Annotated in this window: 23 protein-coding genes; 7 read left to right on the top strand and 16 right to left on the bottom strand. The window is 46.6% G+C overall.

What is annotated here, in order from left to right; genetic code table 11:
- Positions 1 to 9: 9 nt before the first annotated feature.
- The 3 genes from ACR8BL_RS21035 to ACR8BL_RS21025 all read right to left on the bottom strand — a co-directional run bounded on the left by ACR8BL_RS21035 (position 10) and on the right by ACR8BL_RS21025 (position 2324).
- The gene (locus ACR8BL_RS21035; RefSeq protein ID WP_123065900.1) at positions 10 to 654 is read right to left on the bottom strand and encodes an amino acid ABC transporter permease; all 645 of its coding nucleotides are present in this window, start codon (positions 652 to 654) and stop codon (positions 10 to 12) included.
- Positions 655 to 685: 31 nt separating this feature from the next.
- Complete coding sequence (locus ACR8BL_RS21030) at positions 686 to 1546, bottom strand: transporter substrate-binding domain-containing protein (protein ID WP_434749366.1); 861 nt, start codon at positions 1544 to 1546, stop codon at positions 686 to 688.
- A gap of 145 nt (positions 1547 to 1691) precedes the next feature.
- Positions 1692 to 2324, bottom strand: coding sequence for a TetR/AcrR family transcriptional regulator (locus ACR8BL_RS21025; protein ID WP_434749365.1), 633 nt, complete (start codon positions 2322 to 2324; stop codon positions 1692 to 1694).
- Between the two features lie 244 nt (positions 2325 to 2568).
- On the opposite strand from ACR8BL_RS21025, the gene ACR8BL_RS21020 reads away from it, so the two are divergent.
- Positions 2569 to 3357 carry an undecaprenyl-diphosphate phosphatase gene (locus ACR8BL_RS21020; protein ID WP_434753201.1) on the top strand — a complete coding sequence of 263 codons (789 nt, stop codon included), beginning with the start codon at positions 2569 to 2571 and terminating at the stop codon, positions 3355 to 3357.
- Positions 3358 to 3923: 566 nt separating this feature from the next.
- On the opposite strand, the gene ACR8BL_RS21015 is transcribed toward ACR8BL_RS21020, so the two are convergent.
- The 5 genes from ACR8BL_RS21015 to ACR8BL_RS20995 all read right to left on the bottom strand — a co-directional run bounded on the left by ACR8BL_RS21015 (position 3924) and on the right by ACR8BL_RS20995 (position 7458).
- Positions 3924 to 4250, bottom strand: a complete 327-nt coding sequence (locus ACR8BL_RS21015) for a thioredoxin family protein (protein ID WP_434749364.1) — start codon at positions 4248 to 4250, stop codon at positions 3924 to 3926.
- Between the two features lie 146 nt (positions 4251 to 4396).
- A complete protein-coding gene (locus ACR8BL_RS21010; RefSeq protein ID WP_434753200.1) occupies positions 4397 to 5305 on the bottom strand; it encodes an aldo/keto reductase in 909 nt (302 codons plus the stop codon).
- Between the two features lie 194 nt (positions 5306 to 5499).
- Complete coding sequence (locus tag ACR8BL_RS21005) at positions 5500 to 5679, bottom strand: hypothetical protein (RefSeq protein ID WP_434749363.1); 180 nt, start codon at positions 5677 to 5679, stop codon at positions 5500 to 5502.
- Between the two features lie 329 nt (positions 5680 to 6008).
- Positions 6009 to 6752: a 2,3-diphosphoglycerate-dependent phosphoglycerate mutase gene (gene gpmA, locus ACR8BL_RS21000; protein ID WP_434749362.1), complete on the bottom strand. Its 744-nt coding sequence runs from the start codon at positions 6750 to 6752 to the stop codon at positions 6009 to 6011.
- A 148-nt stretch (positions 6753 to 6900) separates the two neighbouring features.
- A complete protein-coding gene (locus tag ACR8BL_RS20995) occupies positions 6901 to 7458 on the bottom strand; it encodes a DUF420 domain-containing protein (RefSeq protein ID WP_434753199.1) in 558 nt (185 codons plus the stop codon).
- Positions 7459 to 7862: 404 nt separating this feature from the next.
- Here ACR8BL_RS20995 and ACR8BL_RS20990 point away from each other — a divergent pair, with 404 nt between their 5' ends.
- On the top strand, positions 7863 to 9053 hold the full coding sequence (locus tag ACR8BL_RS20990) for a cation:proton antiporter (protein ID WP_434749361.1): 1191 nt from the start codon (positions 7863 to 7865) through the stop codon (positions 9051 to 9053).
- Positions 9054 to 9346: 293 nt separating this feature from the next.
- Complete coding sequence (locus ACR8BL_RS20985; RefSeq protein ID WP_434749360.1) at positions 9347 to 10009, top strand: transcriptional regulator; 663 nt, start codon at positions 9347 to 9349, stop codon at positions 10007 to 10009.
- A gap of 859 nt (positions 10010 to 10868) precedes the next feature.
- Here the strand turns inward: ACR8BL_RS20985 and ACR8BL_RS20980 are convergent.
- From ACR8BL_RS20980 to ACR8BL_RS20955, 6 genes are all read right to left on the bottom strand, one after another.
- Positions 10869 to 11354, bottom strand: a complete 486-nt coding sequence (locus ACR8BL_RS20980; protein ID WP_434749359.1) for a DedA family protein — start codon at positions 11352 to 11354, stop codon at positions 10869 to 10871.
- Between the two features lie 14 nt (positions 11355 to 11368).
- Positions 11369 to 11914: a CDP-diacylglycerol--serine O-phosphatidyltransferase gene (pssA, locus tag ACR8BL_RS20975; RefSeq protein ID WP_434749358.1), complete on the bottom strand. Its 546-nt coding sequence runs from the start codon at positions 11912 to 11914 to the stop codon at positions 11369 to 11371.
- A gap of 21 nt (positions 11915 to 11935) precedes the next feature.
- The gene (locus ACR8BL_RS20970; RefSeq protein WP_434749357.1) at positions 11936 to 13699 is read right to left on the bottom strand and encodes an ATP-binding protein; all 1764 of its coding nucleotides are present in this window, start codon (positions 13697 to 13699) and stop codon (positions 11936 to 11938) included.
- Entirely contained in the window at positions 13696 to 14376 is a 681-nt protein-coding gene (locus ACR8BL_RS20965) for a response regulator transcription factor (RefSeq protein ID WP_434749356.1), read from the bottom strand. The genes ACR8BL_RS20970 and ACR8BL_RS20965 overlap by 4 nt, the downstream gene beginning before the upstream one ends.
- A gap of 294 nt (positions 14377 to 14670) precedes the next feature.
- The gene (thiD, locus tag ACR8BL_RS20960; RefSeq protein WP_434749355.1) at positions 14671 to 15483 is read right to left on the bottom strand and encodes a bifunctional hydroxymethylpyrimidine kinase/phosphomethylpyrimidine kinase; all 813 of its coding nucleotides are present in this window, start codon (positions 15481 to 15483) and stop codon (positions 14671 to 14673) included.
- Between the two features lie 208 nt (positions 15484 to 15691).
- Entirely contained in the window at positions 15692 to 16534 is an 843-nt protein-coding gene (locus tag ACR8BL_RS20955) for a DegV family protein (RefSeq protein ID WP_434749354.1), read from the bottom strand.
- A 304-nt stretch (positions 16535 to 16838) separates the two neighbouring features.
- On the opposite strand from ACR8BL_RS20955, the gene ACR8BL_RS20950 reads away from it, so the two are divergent.
- The 4 genes from ACR8BL_RS20950 (at position 16839) to ACR8BL_RS20935 (ending at position 20434) form a co-directional block, all read left to right on the top strand.
- On the top strand, positions 16839 to 17615 hold the full coding sequence (locus ACR8BL_RS20950; protein WP_434749353.1) for an ABC transporter permease: 777 nt from the start codon (positions 16839 to 16841) through the stop codon (positions 17613 to 17615).
- The gene (locus ACR8BL_RS20945) at positions 17612 to 18412 is read left to right on the top strand and encodes an ABC transporter permease (protein WP_434749352.1); all 801 of its coding nucleotides are present in this window, start codon (positions 17612 to 17614) and stop codon (positions 18410 to 18412) included. The genes ACR8BL_RS20950 and ACR8BL_RS20945 overlap by 4 nt, the downstream gene beginning before the upstream one ends.
- 269 nt (positions 18413 to 18681) lie before the next feature.
- The gene (locus tag ACR8BL_RS20940; protein ID WP_434753198.1) at positions 18682 to 19650 is read left to right on the top strand and encodes an ABC transporter ATP-binding protein; all 969 of its coding nucleotides are present in this window, start codon (positions 18682 to 18684) and stop codon (positions 19648 to 19650) included.
- A 106-nt stretch (positions 19651 to 19756) separates the two neighbouring features.
- Entirely contained in the window at positions 19757 to 20434 is a 678-nt protein-coding gene (locus ACR8BL_RS20935) for a succinylglutamate desuccinylase/aspartoacylase family protein (RefSeq protein ID WP_434749351.1), read from the top strand.
- Positions 20435 to 20516: 82 nt separating this feature from the next.
- On the opposite strand, the gene ACR8BL_RS20930 is transcribed toward ACR8BL_RS20935, so the two are convergent.
- Positions 20517 to 21578 carry a serine hydrolase domain-containing protein gene (locus tag ACR8BL_RS20930; protein ID WP_434749350.1) on the bottom strand — a complete coding sequence of 354 codons (1062 nt, stop codon included), beginning with the start codon at positions 21576 to 21578 and terminating at the stop codon, positions 20517 to 20519.
- Between the two features lie 179 nt (positions 21579 to 21757).
- Positions 21758 to 22165 carry a MerR family transcriptional regulator gene (locus tag ACR8BL_RS20925; RefSeq protein ID WP_434753197.1) on the bottom strand — a complete coding sequence of 136 codons (408 nt, stop codon included), beginning with the start codon at positions 22163 to 22165 and terminating at the stop codon, positions 21758 to 21760.
- Between the last annotated feature and the right edge of the window lie 11 nt (positions 22166 to 22176).

Here is a 22176-nt window from a genome sequence, read left to right as displayed (position 1 = left end):
TCTCCCCCTTTAGTAAGCCCGGGCAAGCCGGCGCTCCACTTGTTCCAGAATGGCCGAGAAGCCGATACTCATGATCCAGTAGATCACGCCGATTGCCAGATAAAATGGCATGTTCAGCGCATACTGCGACACCAGAAGCTGTGCAGAACGCAACAACTCCGTAACACCAATCGCCGCCACCAGTGATGTTTCCTTGAGCATACCAATAAAGGTATTGCCCATCGGTGGAATGGCAATGCGCACGGCCTGTGGGAAAATAATACGTCTCATCGCCTGAGCCGGCGTCATGCCCGTAGCGTATGCCGCTTCCGTTTGCCCTTTAGGCACCGCTTGAATCGCACCGCGGAACGTTTCGGACAGGAACGCTCCTGCGTTCAGACTGAGACCAAGACAAGCGGCGGTCAACGACCCAAGGGTTACACCATAGTCTACAAGCCCGTAATAGATAACGAATAATTGCACGAGTAGCGGGGTTCCCCGCATGATGGATACATAAAATCTGGCGATCAGCCTTAACCACATCGGCCCTTTAAGCCGGGCAATAGCTACAAGCACCCCGATGATAAAGGCAAAAAACATGGAGATCACCGTAACATAAAGCGTATAATAAGCCCCCTTCAGAAAGAAGGGGATATTCTCGAATATCAGTTCCATGGATCAAACTTCCCTTCGCCTTGCTGGTTCATTATTGCGCAGGCTCTTCACCAAACCATTTTTTGAAAATGGTATTGTACGTGCCGTCATCTTTCATGCCTTTCAATGCATCGTTCAGTGCAGATACAAGCTCAGGGTTGTCCTTGCGCACTGCAATACCTGCCTGGTCGCTTTTGATTGCTTCGCCTACAGCTTTAATTTTGAATCCATTGGCATCCACGATCGGTTTCAATGCGTACAGGTTGTTGATCGTTGCATCGATCCGTCCTGCGTTCAGGTCTTTCAAGGATGAGATAACATCATCGTACGTTTTGATTGTAAAATCTCCGACTTTGGGCAGCACTTCGTTACGCAGGTATGTTTCGTCATTCGTGCCCAAACCTACACCGATCGTTTTGCCTTTGAAGTCTTCCAGTTTGGTAATATCGTTGTTGTCTTCTTTGACAATGATTTTGACTTGGTTTGTGATATATGGATCACTGAAATCCAGTACTTTTTTACGGTCATCCGTAATCGTCATTTGGCTGATAATCGCATCCAGCTTTTTCGCTTGCAGACTTGGTGTCAGACCCGAGAACTCCTGAGACACAAATTCAACCTTAACACCGAGACGCTTCGCGACTTCACGTGCGATATCCGCATCAAATCCGTCCATCTCTTTCTTGTCATTCAGGAAGTTATATGGACGATACGTACCCATCATACCGACTTTGATCACACCTGCTGATTTGATCTGTTCCAGTTCGTTGCCACCAGACTGTGCTGCATTGTTTGTGTTGCCATTCTCCGCCGCTGGTTTGCTGCCGCACGCACTCAGTACGAGCACAACCATAAGCAGAATTGCGGTGAAAGACCACCCTTTGCGAATTTTAGTTCCATATGTGTTATTCATGACGTTAACTTCCTCTCATTCATCGTATGTTTCTCTTGGTGATTCCATTATTCCCTGTGACTGGCTTAATCATGTGAAGAAGTGTGAATGTCTATCCTGTCTGCCTCTTTTGCCTGAAAAATAAAACCTTCGACCTTGCCGACATTTATGTACCGAGCAGGCCGTAAAACTCAAAACTCGCCGCTTCAGCTGCTAATTCAGCAGCTTTCATCTCCGCGAATCGGCTATGCAGTTCCTCTGAACCAAACAACCAGCGTGAGATCATGCCCTCAATCATACTAACAAGTAATGCCGCACGGAGAGGTACATTCATGTCTGCTGGCAGCATCCCCAGTTCGATAGCTCGCTCCATGTTGTGGCGGAACGCTGTCTCCACCGCATTACGAGTCTTCTCAACCAGTCGCTGGACGGAATCTTCGGTCACAATACCTTTAAGTAACAACTCCATGAAATAGCGGTTCTGTGCAGCAAAGGTGAACAAAGCAGTGAATAGCTTCTCCGATGCCCCCACCATATCCTCAACCGATCCGGCATCCTTACGGTATCCTTGCCCTATGGCTTCCAGTAGTTGCTCTCTGCCGGTTAACAAAATCTCAGAGGCAATGGCTTCCTTACTTTTGAAGTGCCAATAAAAGGTTCCTTGAGCAACTCCGGCTTCGCGAACAATATCAGAGATTTTGGTCTGATGATACCCCTGGGTTGCGAAACGTTCCATCGCTATGCGAATAAATTGGTCCCGGCGTTCTTCTCCGGGTTCCAAACCGCTATGTTTAGCCATTCTTCAAGCCCTCCCGATTGATCAGTCAGTCAGTTAATGTATATCCTATTGGATAACTCGGTTTTTGTCAATATAGTTTTAAACAATGGATTACAAGCATAGAGTTGAAGTGCGAGACCATTCTGAGCATAATAGAGAATAGTCTTGTTCGAAAGAACAGACATCGTCATAGCAGGACAGGCCATATCGCTTGTCGTCTGCATCTCAAGGAGGAAGAGAATTGGACTTTATATCATCCATTATTATGGGCATCATCGAAGGTTTGACTGAGTTTTTGCCCGTGTCCTCTACCGGACACATGATTCTGACAGCTCATTTGCTGGGTCTATCAGAGGACAACGAGTCAGTCAAAACGTTTGAGGTGGTTGTCCAGCTTGGTGCTGTACTGGCTGTTGTTGTACTGTACTGGAACAAATTCATTGATATGTTTCGCTTCACTGGAGGCAAAAGGCCGTATTCCCGCCGCCTCAATCTGGGACATATCATTCTGGCGATGGTTCCTGCTGTTGTCATCGGACTTGTGTTCCGGGACTGGATCAAGGCTCACTTGTTTGGTCCACAAACCGTTCTGTACAGCCTTGTGATCGGTGGTATATTGATGATTGTAGCTGAACGCTGGAGCAACAAAAGCTCTCGTATTACCACACATGACGTTGACGATATTACCTATAAACAGGCGTTTGCTGTGGGTATGTTCCAGATTTTGGCGTTGTGGCCAGGCTTCTCCCGTTCCGGCTCCACGATCTCGGGCGGCTTGTTTGCCGGAATCAGCCGGGTAGCTGCGGCAGAGTTCACCTTCCTCGTGTCCGTTCCAATCATGATTGGTGCCACGGGATATGACCTGTACAAAAGCATTGATCATCTGAAGAGCGATGATTTTCTCATCTTTGCAATCGGCTTTATCGCTGCGTTCATTGTTGCCATGCTCGCAATCAAGACGTTCCTGTCCATTCTGAAAAGGTTGAGTCTGACCGTCTTTGCTGTGTACCGTTTTGTACTCGCAGCTGTATTTTTCGTGATCCTGATGATGTAATTCTTATAAACATCAAACAGATCAGTTGTTTTAAACAGAAATAGCGGCCCTGCTTCCGTATGGAAGACAGTGCCGCTATTTTAGTATGATTCATTATGTACATATACTCATCGAAATTCTATAGCATATTTTAAAATTCGATGTTATTCCCACCGGTCAGCCTGTATGCTCCGCTGTCTTTTCCGCTCTTTAAGTCTCCCCAACCATCGATATCTGTTCAACTTCTGTTCATGTAACATTTGTTTGACACCGATCATCAGTAAAAGATATCTGCGGTCATTATTATGGCTTAACTGGTGCATTTCCTCCAAAATCTCTCTGCTCATGCGCCTCTTGTTCACTCCAATATTCAGTTTGTTCTATCAGTATAACGGAACAGTACTGAACAAATTCTAAACAAGTTCCTGTTGATGTTATTCAGATGAAAGATGATAAATCATAATGCGAACGGAACAATCCCCTACTTGTCCAAAGACAAATAGGGGATTTAGTTTTGTTGTGTAACTATTCGAGGGATCATCATTAACGAATATAAGCACCAATCACCACATCTATGGCTATCCGGCTTACACTTTGGATTCAAGTGTCTCCAGGTACTCGGAGATTTGTGCAGGCGTTTTTGCCCATTTGCTGTGAAGATGTGCAAGCTTCTTGCCATTCTGGAACACGAGCAGGCTTGGAATGCCACGTACACCGTTCTCTTCTGCAAATGGCTGGAACTTTTCCGCATCCAGTGCATAGAACGATTTGTCGCTATGCTGATCCATAACGTCACCGATGAATCGATCCAGGTTTTTGCAGTCCGGACACCAGTTTGTATCAAATTTAATGACCGTTAAACCGTCGGAGTTAATCAGGTCGCGGTATTGCTGTTCACTTTGAATTCTTTCCATATAAGTTTCTCTCCTTATGTCGTTTTGTTATCAGTTGTTCATTGGTGTAGAAATGGTTCATCGTTCAGGCTACTCATCTTGCTACAACTGTTGCCTGACTTTATTGTACTTCAAATAGTTACATTTGAAAACAGGTAACCCACCCTTCAGCGATGTTGCGTATACCGGTTGGCAGGACTCTGCTCCCTGATGACCTGGATCTCGGCGGCGGTGAGCGGGGCTGACGAAGCAGCAGCAATGTTATGCAGCAATTGTGTTCTGGAGCTTGCTCCAGGCACGACAGCAGCAACAGCAGGGTGCGCAAGCGCATAACGGATCGCCGTCTGTGCCATGCTGCGATCATCCTTGACCAGTCCAGCCAGGCCTTGGCGAATGTGATGCAGCTGCTCTGGCGTGTAGTCTAAATATCCTTTATCCGCCTTCGCTGTTCCTGATTCTGCCAGTACACCACTGGCAACCGGGCCGCGAGCGATGACGCTAATTTCTTTTTGCTCTAGTAAAGGTAGTACTTCCTCTTCAGCCCGGCGATCCAACACACTGTATTGATTCATCACGCTGACAATGGATGATTTCCCTACATACTCCCGAATCACGTTAGGTCGAATGGAAGAGATGCCATAGTGTCGGATAAGTCCTTCCTTCTTCAACTCCTCAAATGCTTCAATGGTCTCATCGATTGGATCATCCAGCGTGCCTCCGTGCAACTGATAAAGATCAATATAATCGGTCTGCAGCCGTTTGAGGCTCTCATGCACAGCCTGCTTGATATAAGCTTTGGACGGGTCCCATGACAAACCTTCCTTGCCAGGAATACGGCGGTTTCCCACTTTGGTCGCCAGAATGACTTGATCCCGGCGCCCTTTGATCGCTTGTCCCACGATCTCTTCGTTCCGTCCGGCATCGTACAGATCGGCTGTGTCCAGCAAGTTAACCCCCAGATCCAGCGCTTCGTGAATCAGTTCCACCGCAGGTTTGACTTCCGTTCCAAGCGACATACAGCCCAGTCCGATCTCCCCCACCATGAATTCGGATGTGCCCAAACGATTTTTGCTCATGGTTGTGTTCAAACGACCATTTTCCATAAGTGCATCTCCTCTCCATACGTTCTGCAAGTATTCATTGTATCATTCTTCCTGGAAAAAATCGCATAATCGCTCATTCCCAATAACGTTCAGACAGCATATCAGAAAAACCCGGAACTACCATCCCAGGCTCTGTTAGTTATTTTATTACTTTTCATGACCTTACCTTAATTCTTCCACTCTCTGTTGTTAACTTCCACCCGTGGGGTAGCGGTACGAGATGATGATCCGTTCTTTTTCACCATATTGGACACCGTGCTAATGACCTTGTCTCGGGCCTGCTTATTCCTCATTAGATACGTCACTCCAGCTCCAATCGCCGTCATGAGCAATTTGCGTTTCGACATAGTAACTCTCCTCCTTCTGGGATTCATGTACATCGTGTCTTGTTTGAGTTTTACCCGATCTAGCGCAAACGAAACGATCTTAAGGCTTGCCTTCGTAAAATAAATCGTTTCCCCATCAGCCACAACCCTGATATCAGGTTCAACAGTACAAAAAAGATGATTACCGAAAGAACTAACATTCGGCAATCATCCTGATTCTTAAATATTGTGCTCCATTACACGAGGCTGTATAAGCTATCTCATGATTTCTTTGACTCAATCTAAGCTTTATTAGGCATCCCGTGATTTCATCCAGTTTAACGAGATGTTTGAGATCTGTGGACTCGTCATCAATCGGATGGTCGAGCTACGTGGCTCATCTCTTCATGTTTGTAGGTTGAGCCATCAGCGGTTAGATAAAAATGACCGGTCGGGTGCAGATCTTCGTTCAACTCATAGACAAGCGGAATGCCTGTCGGGATGTTGAGCGCCATCACGTCTGCTTCGGACAATTGGTCCAGATGCATGACAAGTGAACGGAGCGTATTGCCATGCGCGGAGATCAGTACCCTTTTTCCCGAAGAAACCATCGGTTTAATCTCTGCATCCCAGTATTCCAGCACTCGCTTGGACGTATCCATCAAATTCTCTGTACGCGGGATCGTGCAGCCAAGGCGTTTGTACTTGTTCAGATCCTGCACATACCTATCGTCATTCTCATCCAGAGGTGGTGGGGAAATGTTTATCGAACGTCGCCATTCATGAACCTGGTCTTCCCCGTATTTCAAAGCTGTTTGCTGTTTGTTCAGCCCTTGCAGCGCTCCATAGTGCCGCTCATTCAGCTTCCACGTCTTCTCAATCGGAATCCACATCAAGTCCATCTCATCCAGCGCAATATCTAGCGTACGAATGGAACGTTTTAATACCGAGGCGTAGGCACAGTCAAAATCAAACCCCTGCTCTTTCAGGATTTTCCCCGCCTTGCGCGCTTCACCATACCCATCCTCGGTCAGATCCACATCCGTCCAACCGGTAAACCGGTTTTCCACGTTCCACATGCTCTGTCCATGACGAATCAACACTATTCTGTACATGATATGACCTCTCCTTCCTTGGATACATTACCCGGAGAACCAGCGAACTTATACATCATTAGCCGTGTCCGTAATGGATGGATACAGCTCATTTCAGATCAATCAAAGCAACATTCATCATACGAATCGTTAATGGTATGCAATAAAATCAATAATACGGTGCCATCATCAGGTAAACGACTACACCTGTAGAGCTGACATACAGCCAAATCGGCATGGTCCAGCGTGCAATTTTACGGTGCTTCTGCAACTGGTTTGTCCAGCCCCATACTAACGTAAACAGCGCAAGCGGCACGATCAGGGCAGCCAGAATACTGTGTGTAATCAATATGAAGAAATAGATCGAACGAACGATACCCTCGCCGCCAAACTTGGACGTTTCCGGAGAAAGATAATGGAACGTCAGATACGTCACCAGGAACAGCAGCGTCGTTGAAAATGCCGCCAAAATAAAGCGTTTGTGCAGCTTGACGTTACGTTTAATAATCGCGATCAGCGCAGCAAGCAAAAAGATAAAGGTGAAACTGTTAAACACGGCATTAAAGCGCGGCAACACGGTAATGTCAAACGTCACCTCACCTTTGTAACCGATCGATGGTGCAAAAAACAATAACAAGATGATAACGTTAGCAAGAATGGAGATGGTAATAATAATACCTGCGAAATTTTTATTACTGGTCGGGGTCGCCCGATTGGACGTGTTCAGTCCCCCTGTATCCTTTTTAGCCAATGCAAAATCCTCCTCATATCCTAACTTTCTGTGTTCTATATCATTATATCGCGGCAATTCAGGGCTGTTAAGTGACAACACTCTGAACAAACATATGCTGCCTTTACGTATAAATGCCCGTTTGGAGCCTTTTTCATCCTTCTTCACACCGGTACTATTTTACCTGAGTCTGCAGATGTGGTATAATTAATGCACTTAATTACATACGCATCGACTATGGAGGAGCCTGTCACCAAGGGCCCCTCTTTGTCTTTTACAGGCATGGAACGGTAACTTGTTATCGTTGTTCCATGCCTTTTGTCTTTTCCAGGCTGGGACGGGTTGTTTCCCCTTGGAAAGGATATTCTAAGTACGTTGCGATCTGAGAGGAGAAATCGTCTGTGGAATTTATTTTAGCTCTTGTCCTTATTTTGATTTTCACTAAACTTGCCGGTGATCTGTCTGTCCGGTTAGGCCAACCATCCGTGCTCGGAAAACTGATTGTGGGTGTTGTTCTCGGGCCTGCACTGCTCGGTTGGGTTGAAAAAACTGATTTTGTACATTACATGGCCGAGATCGGCGTATTGTTGCTCATGTTTATCGCCGGTCTGGAAACCGACCTGGAGCAATTGAAGAAAAATTGGAAGTCCGCTTTCGCTGTCGCGGTGGGCGGAGTTATTTTACCTTTTATCGGAGGATACGGTTCGGCTGTTGCCTTTGGCATGTCGCAGACACATGCGCTATTCTTTGGTCTGTTATTCTGCGCCACATCCGTAAGCATCTCGGTGCAAACGTTGAAGGATATGGATCAACTCGGTTCTCGTGAGGGCACAACCATACTCGGGGCAGCCGTGGTAGATGATGTGCTTGTCGTGGTTCTGCTGGCGGTGATGATGAGTGTGCTTGGAACAGGTGGCGGAGACGTTTCCATTGGCTGGCTTATTGGCAAAAAGCTGTTGTTCTTTGTCATCATTATTGCCGCAAGCTGGCTGCTTGTACCACGGATTATGAAATGGATGGCTCCGCTACGTGTAACGGAGACTGTGATCACGGCTGGACTCATCATCTGTTTCGGATTCTCCTACTTCGCGGAATGGATGGGTGTTGCCGGGATTATTGGTGCATTTGCGGCGGGTATAGCTGTGTCTCAAACCAGCTTCAAACATGAGGTGGAGCAAAAGGTTGAACCGATTGCGTACAGCATCTTTGTGCCTGTCTTTTTCGTCAGCATCGGACTGAATGTAACCTTTGAGGGTGTTGGCTCACAGCTTGGTCTGATCGTTGTCATTAGCATCGTTGCCATTGTGACCAAACTTCTCGGAGGCGGGGCGGGAGCCAGGTTGACCGGTTTTGATCGTTCTTCTTCGATAGCCATTGGTGCGGGCATGATCTCCAGAGGTGAAGTTGCCCTCATCATTTCCTCGACTGGACTTGCATCAGGTTTACTTGATGCCGAATATTTTACCAGCGTAGTGATCATGGTCATTGTCACCACACTGGTTACACCCCCGTTGCTCAAAATCACGTTTGCCCGTAAGAAAAGGGAACAACGTGTGGAACAAGGGATTGAGGATTCCCATCGGAACGGGTGAGCAGCAGGCGGTAAGCGGGAGTAGCATCTAAACTGAGTCTGAGTTATACTTGGTTTAGTATTTGACCAGAATAGAACCAGTACAGAATTGGTACAGAAACTTCAAAAAATATACAAATCGAATGAAAATCTAATAAAATGAGTCACTGCATCAGTGAATTATTAATCAGTTGAGTCGTGAAGCACACGCCGCTTTGTCCATTTTTCCAACCTTCCAATCATGGAGGCAGGAAAGACTGGGCAAAGCGGCTTTTTACATTTATTTATCTAACTTGGTAAGGAGGATGTATGGTCATGAGCACAATAAATCAAAATTTTGATGAGGCATATGAAGAATGGATGAAAGCACTGCTCGCCAAGAAAATCAATCCAAGGATTCGTTCGCGAATCGAACAGGGTCTTGAACACGGGACATTGGAGTTTTTGCGCTCCGTCTGGTTCCCCGTGATGAAAAATTTCAACCATCTGCATCCGGAATGGGAAGTTCGAGATTTTCACAACGGCTATCGTTACCTCGATCTTGCCTACTTACCAGGGAACGGTGTAAAGGGGGGTATAGAGATTCAGGGTTACGGGCCTCACGCTCGTGATCTGGATGTGAGACGTTTCAAAGATCTCTGCTGGCGGCATTGTCTGCTAACATTGGATGATTGGACTTTTCTGCCGATTGCTTATCTCTCCATCAAAGACGAGCCAAAACAGTGCCAGCAACTCGTGCTGGCTTTCATGGGGAAGTTTATGGCGGCAGATGCACCAGCATCCTTGAACTGGTTGGATGCTGAGGCCGTCCGGTATGCGAGACGTATAATCCGGCCGTTTACACCTCTGGAGCTCGCAACACATCTGCGTATCTCTGACGTCCACACAAGACGGGTTCTCCGCAGCCTGTTGGACCAACAAATAATATATGTCGCAAGCGGCAATCAGCGGTATCGAACTTATGCTCTACGAGCGTAAAACGAGTAAGTGTATGTGCCTCGGACGTGTCTCGACTGCGCAGTCTTAGTTCCTGAGTGCAGTGTTAGCGCGTGTCATACACATAGTGAATGTGATTCCAATGTGTCACGTTGCACGTGTCTCCTTAGGCGTGAACGTTTCTCCACAATGTTCTTAGGTACTCATACTCCCTATGTGCATTGCATAAAACCAAATGTGACTCTATGGTCGTACAGCCCGATCTGCCGCTGATGACTAAATATCGTCTCAAAGTGTTTTAGCTGATGATTATGAAGTAGCCGCAGTCTTATGCGAAACCTTATGAGCAGCAATTTTTTTAACGATCACCAGAGACGCTATTTGGCGTATATTACACCTTTTTATTTTCTAACGATCTCAGGAGAGCTTATTTCGGTCATTTGGTGGGAAAACAGGTCTATTTATTGTATTTTTGCTGAAATAAGCTCTCTGGTGATCGTTAGAATTCCAGACAGCTCAAAACCGTGCAAATAAGCTCATCTGTGATCGTTAGAATTATTGAGGAAGAGTTTTACATCTAACTGGTCTATTCCAGTGGCTCTCTCGTTGATTAGTGAAATGGAATTGGCTTGTGATGGACTCGCTGTGAAGTTTGCTGATCTAGGATGGGCTTAGCGTAGAATAAAAACGAAATTAGTATAGTTCTGGTTTGGTTCTGGTTGGTTCTCGTTGGTTCTGGTTTGGTTCTATCGTGCTTCTAGTTGGGTTCTGGTGAATTTTTGCTGTTTCTTTCCTCAGAAAATACACAGCAAAAAAAGACCACCTTAAACGCAAAGAGGTCTTCAATCCTAAGATGTATTTTAGAAATTAGTCCGTCCGTCTGTCCTAAGGGTTGTCCAATCTAGGTTAACACACCCACATAGAAGCCAATCGAGATAAATACGACACACCAGGCAAAGGCACCAATACTGGATACAATAACATATCTGCTCATCGCCATACGGCTCATGCCGGAGAAGCAGCACATCAGATGACGAATACCTGGGATGAAATAACCGAGAATAATGGACCATGATCCATATTTCAGAAACCATGTCTCCACCCTCCTGAATCGCTTGGCGTTTACGCCGATCCATTTTCCATATTTATCAAACAGGGGCCGACCTGCTTTTCTGCCGATTGTATAACTCAGCAGCCCTCCTGTAAACGCCCCGCCAAAGCTGACTAAAATGGACGCGGAATAATTCAGAACCGAGATGGAGGCGAGATAACCAACAAAGGTCATCAGCACCTCATCCGGAATTGGCATCCCAATGACACCGAGAGCGAGTATACCATATATTGCAAAATACCCATATTGACCAATAATCTCTTTAGCAATTTCCATACTTGACTCGCTCCTTATTTCGGTTCCACAATATCCTTCTCATGAGAGGGCAGTATTTGCTTCAATGAAGGAAATCGGATTTGACTAACCATGAGACCGGATAACCCAATAATAACCATATACGCTACACCTTGATTAAAATAAGGACTCCACAGGGCGAAGAAGGACATCAGTCCGCCTGCAAACGTAATCGGCATTCCTACAAAACCGCTAACCGGTGTTTTCTGGCAGTTGTAACGCGCAAGACGAAGCGCTCCGCATACCGGAAACAGTGCCGTCAGTGCCATACCGATCATCCCAACTTCAGTCATCGAATTGAGGTACAAAATCAGCACGGGCGCTGTCCCGAAGGAGACCACATCGGCGAGCGAGTCTAGCGCCTTGCCAAAGTCCCCTTCGCAATGAAGCTTGCGTGCTGCATATCCATCAAACAAATCAAAGAACATCGCAACCCATATCATTGTTACAGCCAAGGCAAACTCCCCATGAATCGCCATAATGACCGCAAGCATCCCCGAACTTAAATTCCCCAAGGTTAAAATGGATGGTAAAGACTTCATAAAATATAACTTCCTTTCATACTAGGCTTTAGGAAATGTAATATAAAAACGTACGCCATCCGGTGTGTTCTCCACACCATAACCACATCCGTGCAGATCCAGAATCTGTTTCGCAATGGCTAGGCCTAACCCGGTCCCTCCCATTTTGCGATTGCGCGAGCGCTCTACACGATAGAACCTCTCCCATATAAATTGCCGTTCCTCTTCCGCAATGTGTTCGCCTTTATTCTCGATCGTGACGTGAACACAACCTTCGTGCCTGTTAATCTCAATCATTATATCGGTTTTCGGAACTGCGTGGCGTATAGCATTCATCATAATATTGTAAAATACTTGCTCCAGCTTGCTTCGATCCCCTTCAATGGTCTGCTCCGTTGTGGAGACAAGCACCACTTCAAGTCCTTTATCTTTCAACTGAGGCCCAAGGCGCCCAGCAATATCTTCAATCATATCCCCCAGAGCAACCGCTCCGATATTCAGTTGAATCGCGGCAGATTCCAGTCTGACCAGATCCAGCATTTCCTCAACCATTGTTTCCATCTTGATGGCTTCGTCTACAATGACTTCAATATAACGTTCCCGTTTGTTTTCGCTCACACCGTCTTTTAGCCCTTCAGAATATCCCTTAATAATACTGATCGGTGTCTTGAGTTCATGAGAAGCATCCGCAAAAAATTTACGCTGACGCTGTTCAATCTGCTGTTTCAATTCCATATCCGTACGCATCTGATCATTAGCCTGCTTGAGTTCCTCAAGCGTCTGGCCAAGTGTACCTGACAAAGCATTCAGACTGTCGGATAGACTGCCAATCTCATCCTTGCGCCGGATCGATGATTTCACCGTGAAATCCAGCGTGGACATCTTTTTCGCAACATGATTCAAAGCGATTAAAGGCTTGGTTATTATTCTGGACAGTAACAGCGCGAGCAGCAGAATCAGTACAAAGGCACCTATGCCAAAGTATCCATAAAATAAACGAGTAGCTTCATTTGCTTCCCGCATCTCCTGCAGGGAGGTGAGGGAGAAAATCAACTGCTGCTCCGCACCGGCACGGTGCACAGGAGCAATGGTAATGATGTTACGCACTCCGCTCCAGCTTTCTGTCCATTCTTCATTAATCATTTTGCCGTTAGACAGTTTTTGCTGATCTTCTGACGACAATGGGAATCGACTGTCCAGAGCCTGCACGAGCAGACCTTGTCTCTGACTCCAGGTAGAAAGATCCGGCAGCACAACTTCCGTTAGAACTCCCGTCCATTCCTGCACAGGTAACAGCGATTCTTGAAAAGTTTCTGTGCCCCATGCAGCAGAAGCTGCATTTTGAATTTTGAAGGGATACACCGTAGGTTCAGGTTTTCCCTGATCGCTGGAAGACCCTTTTACCGTCAGCTTTTGTCCAAATTTGAGATGCGACCTGATCCAGCCTGCATTTTCACTATTAATGAACAACGACAACGATACCTTCACACGTTTGCCGTCTTCCTGAAGAAGCGTGATATGAAAGGGATCATCCACCAGCTTGCCTGTGCTCGTTAATATAATGAGATGGGACTGATTTTGTCGCATGAATCTGCCCATTTCCTTCGCAAGTTGCATATCACTCCAGTGACTGGCAGAGTATTGCTGTTCGAACTTAGATAGCTTCTTTTTCATACTGGTAATCTTCTGATGCTGGTAGAAATCGGGGAACCAGATCAGCTGGGCAAGCACCGTTGTCCCATACAGCAGGACTACAAATCCGGCCATGACCAGAAACAGCTTCATCGTTACGCCATTTCTTCTCATGCTTCTGCCTCAAAACGGTACCCTGTGCCAATGACGGTACGAATGCACTTTGCTTCATCGCCCAGTTTACTGCGGAGTTTTTTGATATGCGTATCTACCACACGAGAATCGCCTTCAAAATCAAATCCCCATATCCGATTTAATATTGCTTCCCGGGATAAGACAATGCCCGCATTTCGAGCCAGATAGAGCAGCAGATCATACTCTTTGGGTGCAAGCTCTACCTCAATCCCGTTCCTCTCCAAACGTCTTGCCCACGGATCGAGGGTAACTTCGCCAAAGCGAATGGCCCCCTGCTCGCGCCCCACTGCACCTTCTACACGTTTCATCAGCGTCTCCGCTCGCGCAACCAGAACCCGGGGGCTGAACGGCTTGGTGACATAATCGTCTACGCCTAACTGGAATCCGTGAATTTTGTCATCATCCTCTGACCTTGCAGTGAGCATGATAATAGGTACGGCAGAAGTGGAGCGAATATGACCACATAATGTCCACCCATCCATTTCAGGCATTAATACATCCAGAATGACCAAATCCACCTGATGCAGAGCTAGCTGTTCCAGTGCCTGAACTCCATCCTCCGCTTCAATCACATTCCATTGTTCTTTTATAAAATAATCGGCCACAATCTCACGAATGCGGCTTTCGTCTTCTACCAGAAGCACGGTTCTGATCATGACCGACTCTCCTTCTCGATTTCTACACTTAATTTACCTGCTCCATGTGTCGTTCATGTGTCCTGGTACATCCAGATGAATCCAGTTTATACTCAGGAACCGGCTCCACCATATATACGATTAATATATACCAAAAGTTACTATTTTTTATCAAAATGAGCAAAATAAAAGCAGCCAACAGACAATATACGCTCTGTTGACCGCTCTTGAGATGTAATTCAGAATGTTTTTATCACAATCATATTCTGGTAATGTCGTCTTGTCCTAATGCGGGCTATAGTATTTCACCCTTGATTAAAGTTGATGCTCCAAACGATGTGCAACATGTAATGTAGGGCCAACAAAGCGGTTCAATGGGAACCCGCCAGCAATCGCTTTGGTTACAAAAGCTTTCCCTTCACGAACTGCCTCTTTCACGGAAAGACCACGAGCCAAACCGGCTGTAATTGCAGCAGATGTTGTGCATCCCGCACCATGTGTGTACCCGGAGCCGACAACATCAGCCTCGAACCACTCATAATTCGCCCCGTCATAGAGCAAGTCCATCGCTTTCCCTGGGTTAATCACACCGCGATCCTTAATCAAAACATGTTTGGCACCATGAGCATGAATGGTGGCTGCTGCAGCTTCCATCTGCTCTTTGGAGCGAATCGGGCCACTCTTTGCCAGTTGAGAAGCTTCGAACAGGTTTGGCGTTACGAGATCAGCACCTGGGAGCAAAAACTCAATCATAGCTTCTGTGTTTTCCGGCTGCAGGACTTCATCTGTACCTTTGCAAACCATAACCGGATCAATAACGATTTGTGGCAGACCGCTGCGGCGAATATGTTTGGCAACAAGCTCAATGATATCCACTGATCCCAACATGCCTGTCTTCATCGCATCAAAACCAATCCCATCCAGAACGGTACGAAGCTGCGCTTCTACTACGTTCAACTCAACAGGAAAAACCTGGTGATCCCATGTCTCAGGCTCCATAGAAACAACCGTTGTAAGTACGGTCATCCCGTAGACACCCAATTCCTGGAATGTTTTTAAATCCGCTTGAATGCCTGCGCCACCGCTCGTATCCGAGCCAGCGATTGTTAATGTTTTTGGAATCGTCATGGTCTTTCTAATCTCCTTCGTGTCTCAGTTGACACTATCCTATCCCTTGTAGGTGCGGATGTCAATGGCATGTCAAGTCAAGCGGAGCATGGTTTTTAGCAGGAAACGAGTCTTGTCTTCATTCAGATGTTTGATCAGTAACAGATCAAAAAAAAACTGACCAAGCAGACACTTGGACTTTAAGTGTGCTCCATCAGTTTTTTTGTGGTTATGCATGTTCACTGCGAATCCAGCACAATCCGATTGTACCCGATCCAGTATGAATGCTGACCACTGGAATAAACGGCATAATCTCTGTCTTCAAGCGAGGAAGAATTTCTGCGATCTGCTGTTTAATCGTATGGGCTTCATCATCATTGTTCGCATGCATAATACACACATGTTTAACTTTCTCCATGTCTTTCTTCAGCATATCGAGCATACGCTCTTTGGTACGTTTGAACGTCCGGATCTTCTCGTTCACCACCACTTTGCCTTCTTCAAACCGGAGCAACAGGTTTATTTTGAGCAGTTGGCTGATGATCATCTGTGTTCCGCTCACACGTCCGCTACGGTGAAGATTCTGAAGGCTGCCAGGAATCAGATAAAAAGACATGTTATCAATCATCTGTTCAATGCGGGTTTTAATCTCGGTAGCCGAGCATCCTTGCTTCTGCCATTCCAGGCCTTGCATAACCATCTCGCGAAGAGGATAGGCTCCTGCCTTTGAGTCAATTGCGGTAACCGTCACGCCTGCAATGTCCGCAGCCTGCATCGAGGTGTGGAGCGTTCCGCTAAGTTCCGTTGAGCAATGAATCGCAATAATCTCATCATACTTGTCCTTCAGTGACTCATACAGTTCAATAAATTCGCCAATCGGCGGCTGTGAACTGCTCGCTTGTGAAGAAGCTGCCAGTTTCTCATAAAATGTATCCGACGAGATTTCCTCGGTTTCCCGATAACATTCCTCGCCAAATACGATGCGCAGCGGCACGATATAGATATGATTTTGCTCCGCAAAAGCGGAATCGATTGTACTGGTGCTGTCGGTGACCCATGCAATTTTCTTCATGACATCCTTCTCTCTTGCCGGCTTTCGTGCTGGTATTCTACCAAACGTCAGGCACATGCCCGGCGGTTATTTTAAATTTAAATAAAAACAATTGTAAACGTTTGCGGTCTTACCTCTTAATTATAAAGGATTTCACCCCTACCTGTCTTGTGGCGCATTCATGAACAATCCTAAAATTCCAGTATTCTCTAAAAAAATGTCTTGCCTGTGAAGGGATAAATTGGTATGCTGTTGTCCTTCTCTCTTTTTCGCCTTGACTGAAGTGAACGGGTCCGCCGTTCAATCCACTTATCGGAGGTGTCATATGCTTTATTTTACGTTGGCTTCCAAAGCCTACGCCCGAAACCTGCAATATCGCGGGGCACACATGGTACATAACCTGGCAAGCGCCATGTTTGGTTACATGTACGCCTGTCTCTGGATCGGCATCGGGGCCGACCACCAGCTTGGAGAATACGGAGTTCAGAGAATGATCAGTTACATTGCATTCACGCAAGCATCACTCTGGATTTCAGGCTTCCTGACCAATGGACTCGGCATTCCGCTTAGTGTCAGGACAGGGCAGATTGCACTGGATCTCATGCGTCCGGTACATCTGTTCACTCACCTGATGGCACGGGAATGGGGGCAGATTGCCTACCAGTTCGTGTACAAAAGCCTTCCAATTTATCTGCTCTACTCCATCGTTTTTTCCCTGAAATGGCCTGCGGAGGCCGCCACAATAGGCTATGCCGCACTTGCACTTGCCGGCGCTGCATACTTGTCTATCTGCATGAATTACATCATCGGTGTCACATCCATGTGGACTACGGAATCCTCCTGGCTGCACTGGGCCAATCATGCCCTGATGAACCTGATGGCTGGTTTCTTCATCCCGCTGGAATGGCTTCCGAAATGGCTGGAACAACTGGCCTGGCTGTCGCCTTATCCTTTCTTGCTTTACGTCCCCACCCGAATTTACCTTGGTTTTGAAGATGGCTCCTTCCTAGGGGGAACCTTGCTTTGGTGTGTGTTCATGACCCTGCTCTGTCTTGCCATGACCAAAGTGTTACGTCGTAAAGTGGAGGTGCAGGGCGGATGAAGCCAATCTCATGGTTCCATTTATATAAAATACTCATTCGAACAAGCATCCTCAGCCGGATGCAGTACAAGTTCAATTTCGTGCTGGGAGCAATCCTGGCCGCACTTATTCAAATCTCCGAATTTCTAATGGTCGCGTTGGTACTGCACAAATTTGGTGCGATCAAGGGCTGGTCATTACATGAGATCGGTTATCTTTTTGCGATTATGACATTATCCAAAACGCTATATCGCACATTCGGCAATGAAGTGCATCATCTGGAGAAATATTTGGTGGGTGGTGAGCTGGACCAACTGCTGACACGACCTATGCCTGTCCTGCTCGCACTGATGCCGCAGAATTTCCGCATTATGATTGGTGAAGTGCTTCAGGGCGGATTCATTCTGTGCTGGTCGCTGGCAGGTATGATGCACAGTGGACAGATCGGCTGGACGGTTATTCCACTCTCTCTGTTTGTCATTGTGACTGGAGCCATCATTCTTTTTTCCATTGGACTCGCTACAGCGACACTTGGTTTCTGGACAACACGTATTGAGGAACTACAGGTCATTACAGAAGATGCGGCCCGCACAGCAGCTCAATATCCGCTCACCCTCTATCCCAAATGGATGTCTGGTCTTCTGCTGACCGCCATTCCCGTCGGATTTGTAAACTATATTCCCTCTCTCTACCTGTTGCGCGGTGAAGGCGGCGCCTGGGTACTGGCAGTCATTGCGGCGGTTGCGATAATCTGTTTGGCTGCAAGTTTACGATTCTGGGCGTTCGGTATGACTAAATATCAAAGCACGGGTAGTTAGAGAAGTTATATACATTGAACGATTCATTTACACATTAACGGAGAGGACAGGAAAAACCTGAAAATGCGAAGCTGAAAGCTTTCTGAAAGAAAGCTACATCGGAAGCATAGCGTTCGCCTTTATCACCGGATTTTAACCTTTGTTAAAAGGTAATCAAAAAATCTGGGGATAACCGCTACTCTCCAGGTTATTCTGTCATCGGAGCGTCTGTGTAAAAAGCATTTTTTCAATTTATATGAATTAACGAAGGAGGCGAAATACACATGAACATGATTACAGCACGCAATTTGCAAAAAGAATTCAAAACCCCTGTCGTGCGGGAAGGCAGCTTCTCAGGAATACGCACCTTGTTTTCACGCCAGTATGTGACCAAAGAAGCGGTACGTGATGTCAGCTTTGATATCCGGCAAGGGGAATTTGTTGGTTACATCGGCCCAAACGGGGCTGGCAAATCCACCACGATCAAAATGCTGACAGGCATTCTTCACCCCACCGGGGGTGAGGTACGGCTTGACGGAATGAACCCACATGAGGAACGACGCAGGACGGTTCGCAAGCTCGGCGTTGTCTTTGGACAACGAAGTCAGCTCTGGTGGGATTTACCTGTGAAAGATTCGTATGATATTTTGGCAGAGATGTACGGTGTGAGTACGGATGTCAAAAAGAAACGGCTGACCCAGTTCGCTGAACTGTTGGATCTCGAATCCTTCTGGGCTACCCCGGTTCGCAAGCTCTCCCTAGGGCAGCGTATGCGGGCAGATCTGGCGGCATCTATGCTGCATGATCCTGAACTGCTTTTTCTCGATGAACCCACCATTGGGCTGGACGTGAATGCAAAGCGAAATATTCGCCAGTTTTTGCGCACATTAAATGAAGAGTTTGGCAAAACCATTCTGCTCACCACCCACGACATGGATGATATCGAGCAGTTATGCAGCCGCGTCATGGTCATTAATCATGGACAGCTTACATATGACGGAACCATCGCTTCCCTTCGGGATACCATCGGTCTGCCTACACTGATCCGTGTCACCTTCCGTGGACGGGTTCAGCTGCCAGATGCATTGCCTTCCTCCATTCAGGTGACAAGTGTAGACAATCAGGTGCTCACTGCACTGGTGAACCGGAAGGAATGGCGTACGATGGACATTTTGAAGGAGCTGGAGCAGTGGGGAGAGATTGACGATATTGAGATGAAAGAACCGGACTTCGAGGATGTCATACACAAAGTCTATTGATTAGTCCTGGGTTGGCCTATTTTACGATGAAACGGGTTACAAGGCTGTTCGAACGCCGTTACAGGAGAGAGGGACATGACGTACTGTAGTAACGGAGGTGAGGGTCATGCTTGTGACCAAACATATTCTTGCTGCACCCAGTCCCTATGCTACGCCTTATTACATTGTACGTGGAACGAATCCCGGGCCCGTCATGATGATTACATCCGGAGTTCACGGCAATGAAACCGCCAGCATGGCCGCTGCACAGAAGCTTGCCGATGATTGTGCCTCGGGGCGGCATGTGATTCGTCGCGGAACCTTAATTATTGTGCCGAGAGTCAACCAACAGGCTTATGCGAAAAAAATCAGAGGCAAACCCGACCTGAATCGCACCTTTCCTCGCCGCAAGTCTGGAAAAGCCAAGCATCCACTGGCAGCCGCCGTGTTCAAACTTGCGCGTGAGTACCAGCCTGACTGGTGGTTTGATCTGCATGAAGCCAACGGTCTATCACAGCTCAGTCCACGTGTGCTCGGACAAACGCTGATCACCAACCCCGGCAGCTCTAGTGTACCAATCTGCCGCAGGGTGATTGAACGCATGAACCGCTCTATACCGGTGGGCAAGCATCATTTTAATCTGAAGCGGCATGAACTGCCGGGCTCTGCTCGGACAGCCGCTTCGAGACTGCTGCAAGCGAAGTCCGTTACCGTTGAAACCTGCTGGAGCCTGAAGCGTGCTGTACGGATCAAGTACCAGACGGAGATTGTGCATCATTTTCTGCGAGAAGCAGGCATGATTTGAGCAAAAAACAAAAACCACCTCCAATGCAGAAACCCCGATGATTGACATCGTGGGGTTCGCATTGGAGGTGGTTATTTGGGTATCATCGATTCTGCAGCATGGATTCCAGTATATTCTTGCCTACAGGCTCGAGAAACGTGAGCGGATACAGATCTTTTTTCGTCAAAAACTTGTAGATCGCATCCAGATACTCATCCACTCGATCAGCTGATCCAAAACAGTAATTGGATAATAATACGACACCTACACCCTGCTCCTTATGTATAGCTAAATAGCTGGTAGAACCAAAGGTACCGCCGTTATGCCACAAAATATCCTGATCTAACGCTGTATCCTCTTGCCACCCGAAGTATAATTCTGATTCTCCGATTCGAATAGGCACGTGACTTTGTTGTATGGCAGAGGCTAGCGGGTGGTCTTCATTGAGATTCGCCTGTACAAACAAACTCATATCATGAACAGATGACTTGACTGCTCCCGCTCCAGCGTGTACTCCATTAATATCCCAGTGAGGCATGACTTTCCCCGTTGATGTATGTCCATCCACCAATCGGCTATTCTGTTCTGTATTCAGCACAGCGGCAGTTTCCATCATGTTTAATGGATTTGTGATATATTTTTTGAGCAGATCGTCATATGTACTGTCTGTCACTTTACACAGAATGGTTCCTAGTAAGCCCACGCCTGTATTGGAGTATTCAAATGTACCGATCTGTTCCGCATAGTCAGCATCAGCTAAAAAGGAAAGCAAATCTTGCTCCGTATATCTGGAATACGGATTGTATCGATTTTTTTTCGAGGACAGGTTTGGTGCTAATCTGGGTAATCCAGAGGTATGGGTAGCCAGATGTTTCAAGGTCACCTTTTTCAAATAATCGTTCTTGCCCTGGTGTATGTACTTGCTGACTGTATCATCGGTGGAAAGCCGTTGCTGTTGCTCTAATTCTAATAAAAGTATACTTGTGAACAATTTGGTTAGGGAGCCGATTTCAAATAATCGGTGCTCAGGAGCAGCTGTGCTCTGCTTGGGCGGATTGCCAAATGAATGATATTCGATGTCTCCTTTGGTGACGATGCCAATCTCAAGATGAAGATGTTTTTTACCTTTAATATAGTCAGAAACAAAACCTTGTAAATCCCTCATGAACGATGATGCTCCTCTCTGGTGTGAACTTCTTAATCAAAATTGAGATCATACTAGCCAATCGATTATGGAAAATTAAATGATATATTCAATATATTCCTTATATTCGTTTCTTCTTCTCCATTTCCTGCTCGCTAAAAATTGCTTGTTTGCTCTTTAAATAGAAGAAAGAGCCGTGATCACGGCTCTTTCTTGTCCACTCTAAAGGACTGAATATAACTGTCGATATCGTCCTCTGGTGTAAGCAACAATCCGGCCAGATGTTTCTGCATCTGCTCCAGATGATCCATGTGCTGCTGAATGTCAGCTATACGCTCACGGACAAGTGTTTTCAACGTGTCTTTTTCCATATCTTCATTGCTCAGCAGCTGCAAGGTCTCCTGTATTTCTTTGAGTGAGTAACCAAGCATCTGTGCATCCTTGATAAATTTGACTTTGACCAGATAATCCTCGGTGTACACGCGATATCCATTGGAGGATCGATGAGGATTGGGAAGTATACCGCTGTCCTCATAATAACGAAGTGTTGCCATAGTTACCCCCGTCTTTTTGGCCAGTTGACCTCTTGTCATGGTATCCACACCCATCTCCACCTTTT

This window comes from Paenibacillus amylolyticus (assembly GCF_051136285.1).
GTDB classification, from domain to species: domain Bacteria; phylum Bacillota; class Bacilli; order Paenibacillales; family Paenibacillaceae; genus Paenibacillus; species Paenibacillus amylolyticus_F.
The sequence above is the reverse complement of the archived record's forward strand: the minus strand, read 5'-3'. Positions and strand labels throughout refer to the sequence as shown.

Bases quoted from the DNA above. Each gene is read 5' to 3' on its own strand.
- ACR8BL_RS21005 (WP_434749363.1), bottom strand. From the start codon at position 5,679: ATGTCGAAACGCAAATTGCTCATGACGGCGATTGGAGCTGGAGTGACG.
- ACR8BL_RS20985 (WP_434749360.1), top strand. From the start codon at position 9,347: ATGAGCACAATAAATCAAAATTTTGATGAGGCATATGAAGAATGGATG.
- ACR8BL_RS21015 (WP_434749364.1), bottom strand. From the start codon at position 4,250: ATGGAAAGAATTCAAAGTGAACAGCAATACCGCGACCTGATTAACTCC.
- pssA (WP_434749358.1), bottom strand. From the start codon at position 11,914: ATGAAGTCTTTACCATCCATTTTAACCTTGGGGAATTTAAGTTCGGGG.
- ACR8BL_RS21025 (WP_434749365.1), bottom strand. From the start codon at position 2,324: ATGGCTAAACATAGCGGTTTGGAACCCGGAGAAGAACGCCGGGACCAA.
- ACR8BL_RS20950 (WP_434749353.1), top strand. From the start codon at position 16,839: ATGCTTTATTTTACGTTGGCTTCCAAAGCCTACGCCCGAAACCTGCAA.
- ACR8BL_RS20940 (WP_434753198.1), top strand. From the start codon at position 18,682: ATGATTACAGCACGCAATTTGCAAAAAGAATTCAAAACCCCTGTCGTG.
- ACR8BL_RS21035 (WP_123065900.1), bottom strand. From the start codon at position 654: ATGGAACTGATATTCGAGAATATCCCCTTCTTTCTGAAGGGGGCTTAT.
- ACR8BL_RS20980 (WP_434749359.1), bottom strand. From the start codon at position 11,354: ATGGAAATTGCTAAAGAGATTATTGGTCAATATGGGTATTTTGCAATA.
- ACR8BL_RS20970 (WP_434749357.1), bottom strand. From the start codon at position 13,699: ATGAGAAGAAATGGCGTAACGATGAAGCTGTTTCTGGTCATGGCCGGA.
- ACR8BL_RS21020 (WP_434753201.1), top strand. From the start codon at position 2,569: ATGGGCATCATCGAAGGTTTGACTGAGTTTTTGCCCGTGTCCTCTACC.
- ACR8BL_RS20955 (WP_434749354.1), bottom strand. From the start codon at position 16,534: ATGAAGAAAATTGCATGGGTCACCGACAGCACCAGTACAATCGATTCC.
- thiD (WP_434749355.1), bottom strand. From the start codon at position 15,483: ATGACGATTCCAAAAACATTAACAATCGCTGGCTCGGATACGAGCGGT.
- ACR8BL_RS20930 (WP_434749350.1), bottom strand. From the start codon at position 21,578: ATGAGGGATTTACAAGGTTTTGTTTCTGACTATATTAAAGGTAAAAAA.
- ACR8BL_RS20935 (WP_434749351.1), top strand. From the start codon at position 19,757: ATGCTTGTGACCAAACATATTCTTGCTGCACCCAGTCCCTATGCTACG.
- gpmA (WP_434749362.1), bottom strand. From the start codon at position 6,752: ATGTACAGAATAGTGTTGATTCGTCATGGACAGAGCATGTGGAACGTG.
- ACR8BL_RS21030 (WP_434749366.1), bottom strand. From the start codon at position 1,546: ATGAATAACACATATGGAACTAAAATTCGCAAAGGGTGGTCTTTCACC.
- ACR8BL_RS20925 (WP_434753197.1), bottom strand. From the start codon at position 22,165: ATGGGTGTGGATACCATGACAAGAGGTCAACTGGCCAAAAAGACGGGG.
- ACR8BL_RS20965 (WP_434749356.1), bottom strand. From the start codon at position 14,376: ATGATCAGAACCGTGCTTCTGGTAGAAGACGAAAGCCGCATTCGTGAG.
- ACR8BL_RS21010 (WP_434753200.1), bottom strand. From the start codon at position 5,305: ATGAGCAAAAATCGTTTGGGCACATCCGAATTCATGGTGGGGGAGATC.
- ACR8BL_RS20945 (WP_434749352.1), top strand. From the start codon at position 17,612: ATGAAGCCAATCTCATGGTTCCATTTATATAAAATACTCATTCGAACA.